This is a genomic window from Pseudomonas sp. P5_A2_2 (assembly GCF_054177685.1).
This window is the reverse complement of the sequence record NZ_JBGCUL010000422.1, coordinates 1-3,843: the sequence shown is the minus strand read 5'-3', so window position 1 is coordinate 3,843 and position 3,843 is coordinate 1. Positions and strand designations below refer to the sequence as shown.

Below are 3,843 nucleotides of genomic sequence, written 5' to 3'. Positions count from 1 at the left end.
CAACGTGTTGAGCAACGACGTGCAAGGCGCTGACCGGGTGACGCTCGGAGAAAATGCCGGCCCGATCACCCCCGGCACCTTCACCGGCACCTATGGCACCCTGGTGCTCAACGCCAACGGCACTTACACCTACACCCTCAACACCAGCGATGCCGACTTCAAGGCGTTGCACGGCGGCGGCGACGGCAGCGAAACCTTCACCTACACCCTCACCGATGCGGACGGCGACAGCAGCACCGCCAACCTGGTGCTCAACGTCTACAACAACGAYGATCCGGTGACCCTCAACGGCCTCATCGTGTATGGCGGTGAGCTGACGGTCTACGAGAAAAACCTCAGCGACGGCAGCAGCCCCAACACGCCTGCCCTGACCCAGAACGGCACCTTCACCGTCACCGCGCTCGATGGCCTGYAAACCCTGACCGTCGGCGGCATCACTGTCGTCAGCGGTGGTGTGGTCGCCGGCTTCCCGCTGACGGCCGTCACGCCACTGGGCAGCACCCTGACCATCACCGGGTTCAACGCCGCCACCGGAGTGATCAGCTACAGCTACACCCTCAACGATAATGAGGGGCACCCGACTGCCAACGGCGCCAACAACCTGACCGAGAACTTCAACGTCGTCGCTACCGATACCGATGGCGACCCGGCGACCGGGCAGATCAACGTCAACATCGTCGATGACCTGCCGAGCGCCAAACCTGACTCGTCGTCGGTAGTGGAGGGCGGCACCGTCAACATCAGTGTGCTGGGCAACGACATCAGCGGTGCCGATGGTCCGGCGACGGTGGTCGGCGTGCGCGCCGGTAGCAATACCTCGACGTCGGCCATCGGCGGGTTGGGCAACCAGATCAATGGCACCTATGGCTACCTGACCCTCGATGCCAACGGCAACGCGGTGTATCACAGCAACCCGGGTTCGGTCGGCGATGCGGGGGTGACCGATACGTTCACCTATACCGTGCGCGATTCCGATGGCGATGAAAGCACCACCACCATCACCATCGACGTGACCAACAGCATTATCAAGGCCAACCCCGATAGCGACGTGACGGTCTACGAAAAAGCCCTCGACCTGAGCATGGATGGGCAGGACCTGGCCGTCGCTACGGTCACCGGCAGCGACCCGGGCAACACGGGCGAAACCGCGTCCGGCACCCTGGTCGGATCTGTCTCGGGTGGCAGCGGTGCGCTCACCTACACCCTGGTCGGCAGCGCCACCGGCACCTACGGGCAAATCCTGCTCAACCCCGACGGCACCTACACCTACACCCTCACCTCGGCGCCGAAAACCTCGCCGAATGCCAACGACGGGCCGAACAGCCTGAGTGAAAGCTTCACCTACAAGGCCACCGATGCGCTGGGCAACAGCAGCACCAGCACCATCGTGGTCAACATTGTCGATGACGTGCCCAAGGCAGTGGCAACGGATCGCTCGGTGGCGGCGGTGGAAATCGATTCCAACCTGCTGATCGTGCTCGATGTCTCCGGCAGCATGGCCGACCCTTCCGGCGTGTCGAACCTGTCACGGCTGGATCTGGCCAAGCAGGCCATCAGTGCCTTGCTGGATAAATACGACGACCTCGGCGATGTGAAAGTGCAGCTTGTCACCTTCAGCAGCAGCGCCACCGACATGACCTCGGTGTGGGTCGATGTAGCGACCGCCAAGACACTGCTGGCCGGCCTCAGCGCGAACGGCAATACCAACTACGACGCGGCCGTGCTGACCATGCAGACCGCGTTCAACACCTCGGGCAAACTGACCGGTGCGCAAAACGTCGGCTACTTCTTCTCCGACGGTAAGCCCACCACCGGTCAGGAAATCGGCGCTGCCGACGAGACCGCTCTGAAAGCCTTCCTCGATGCCAACGACATCAAGAACTACGCGATCGGCCTGGGCAGCGGCGTCAGCAACGCCAACCTCAATCCACTGGCCTATGACGGCAGCAGCCACACCGACACCAATGCGGTGGTGGTGACCGACCTAAACCAGCTCAACTCGGTGCTGTCCGGCACTGTGATCGGCGCACCGGTAACCGGTTCGCTGCTGGGCGAGGGCGGTACCTTCGGCGCCGATGGCGGCTTCATCAAAACCATCACGGTGGACGGCACCACGTACACCTACGATCCGAGCGGCAACAGCAATCAGGGCGCGCTGAGCTTCAGCGGCGGGCTCAACCACGGCACGTTCAACACCGTGGACAACACGTTGAGCATTGCCACCAGCAACAGCGGTACCTTGCAGATCAATCTCGATACCGGTGAATACGCCTACATTTCGCAGAAAACCACATCGGTGTTGATCACCGAAAACATCGCCTTCACCGCCAGCGACAACGACGGCGACCTGGCCAGCGCCACCCTGACGGTCAAGGTCATACCGAACGCACCGCCAGTGGCCGCCGATGATAACGTCATCACCAACGTGCTCTCGGGCACTGTCGTGGTGCCGGGCGAACTGTTGCTGGCCAACGACACTGACCCCAATGGGGATCAACTCTCGGCGACACCGACCTCCTTCAACACCGGCTGGATAGCCAAGGGCGCGGACTTCACCGGCACCGGCGCGATCAACTTCACCGGCACCAACAACAACCCTGCCAACCAGAGTCTGGCAGACGTGCGCAATGCCTTTGCGGCCAACACGGCGACCATGACGGCGCTGCTGGTGGTCAGTGGCTATCTCGACAAAGCGAACAGCTCCAATGGCAACAATGAAGACCTCATCACGGTCAAGCTGAAACAAGGTGAGACGCTCAACCTCGATCACAACCTGGACCCCGGGCACGTCACGATGGAGTATTCGCTCAACGGCGGGGCGTTCGTCAGCATCGCCGATGGCGGTACCATCACCGCAAGCGCGGATGGCACTTACCAGATCCACATGACCAACATCACCGACCCCGGTAACGGCAATACGAATGCGGCGGAAAACTATCAGCTAACCATGACCGTCAACTACGCCGGGRCACACGACGTCACCCCGGACTACCACGACACCTACACCGCCAACGACAACCATGGCGGYAGCGACTCGGCCAACCTGACCATCAGCTATCAGGACGGCCACACCCTCACCGGCACTAGCGGGGATGACGTACTGGTGGCAGGCACGGGTAACAACATCATCAATGCCGGCGACGGCAACGATGTGCTCACTGCCGGCTCCGGCAACAACGAGCTGCACGGCGGCACCGGCAATGATTTGCTCTTCAGCGGCCCAGGCAATGACATACTCGATGGCGGTACGGGCATCGACACGGCCAGTTACGCCCACGCCACCGCCGGAGTGACGGTCGACCTCAGCCTGCCCGGTGGGCAAAACACCCTGGGCGCGGGCTCGGACACCCTGACCGGTATCGAAAACCTCACAGGTTCGAACTTCAACGACACCCTGACCGGTGACAACAACAGCAACGTGATCAACGGCGGCCTGGGCAACGACATGCTCAACGGCGGAGGCGGCGATGACTGGCTGATCGGCGGCCTGGGCAACAACACCCTGACCGGCGGAGCCGGGGTCGACACCTTCCAGTGGCTCAAGGGCAACAGCAGCCATGACTTGATCACCGACTTCACCCCCGGCACCGACAAGCTCGACCTGTCGCAGCTGCTGCAAGGGGAGAGCGGCACCACGGCTTCACTGGATGACTACCTGCACTTCACCGTCACCGGCAGCGGGCCGTCGACGGTGACCAGCATCGACGTCAGCGCCATGGCCGGCGCCGCGCCGAACCAGACCATCGACCTGGCTGGCGTCAACCTCGCCAGTCATTATGGTGTAACGCCGGGGGTGGGCGGGGTGATCGCGGGCGGGCATGACACGGCGACCATCATCAACGG

General features: G+C 62.5%; 1 protein-coding gene. It reads left to right on the top strand.

All coding sequences use genetic code 11. The features are described from left to right. The coding region (locus ACXRVY_RS19660) for a beta strand repeat-containing protein (protein ID WP_458238036.1) at nucleotides 1–3,843 on the top strand (3,843 nt) is incomplete at both ends.